We start from the raw sequence: 708 nt of genomic DNA, 5'->3' as shown, positions 1-708 counted from the left end.
ACCCACAGGAACAACCCGATACCGAGGTCGGGCGATCACCCACGCCCTCACCACCGCGCACCCACAATTCAACGCACATAACCGAACTCGACTCCACAACCACAGCCCATCGGTGGATCGAGGCTTATAGCTGATGCCTCCACGGTTTCGGGGGAATACCACTACGGGTTGGCCACCGACAAAGCCGCCGACCGGCACACGGTACTGACCCAAGCCCGCGCCCGACACCCGCACCGCTTCGGCACCACCCACGCGCCGAAGATCCTCGACCTACCCGACACCGCCTGGATCAACCGACCAGCCGAAAACACCACCCAGGAGACCGACACGACAGCCGCTTAACTCATCCACCTTGACAAGTTCCGGAAGCCCGATACCTACCACACGGCAGGTTTCGAGCAGGGGACCGCCACCTCAACTTCTACGAGACTCGGGACAACCTCAAGACGATGGCCGGTGTCAGAGTCAGCGCTTAACCTCAACCCATGCTCGTAGCTTCGCCGGCTCCAGGCCTCGCCGCCCAATGGCATCACGCGTTGAACGTTGCGGCCGCCAAGCTCGCGGTCGCCGCAGGCGTCGCACCCGACTTAGGACATTTGGCTTAGTACCCCGTTTTGATCCCGAGTGAGTCGAGAATGTGGCGTTGATGTGGGGGAATGTGTGGCGGGAAGGTTTGGGTGGTGCCGTTGATGGTGATCGTGGCGCTAC

General features: G+C 61.7%; 1 protein-coding gene. It reads left to right on the top strand.

The genetic code is table 11. The features are described from left to right. Positions 1 to 168 precede the first annotated feature (168 nt). A complete protein-coding gene (locus HPC46_RS34595) occupies positions 169 to 342 on the top strand; it encodes a hypothetical protein (protein ID WP_179476465.1) in 174 nt (57 codons plus the stop codon). Positions 343 to 708 lie beyond the last annotated feature (366 nt).

This window comes from Mycolicibacterium vinylchloridicum (genome assembly GCF_013404075.1).
Taxonomy (GTDB): domain Bacteria; phylum Actinomycetota; class Actinomycetes; order Mycobacteriales; family Mycobacteriaceae; genus Mycobacterium; species Mycobacterium vinylchloridicum.
This window is presented reverse-complemented; position numbering and strand designations above follow the sequence as displayed.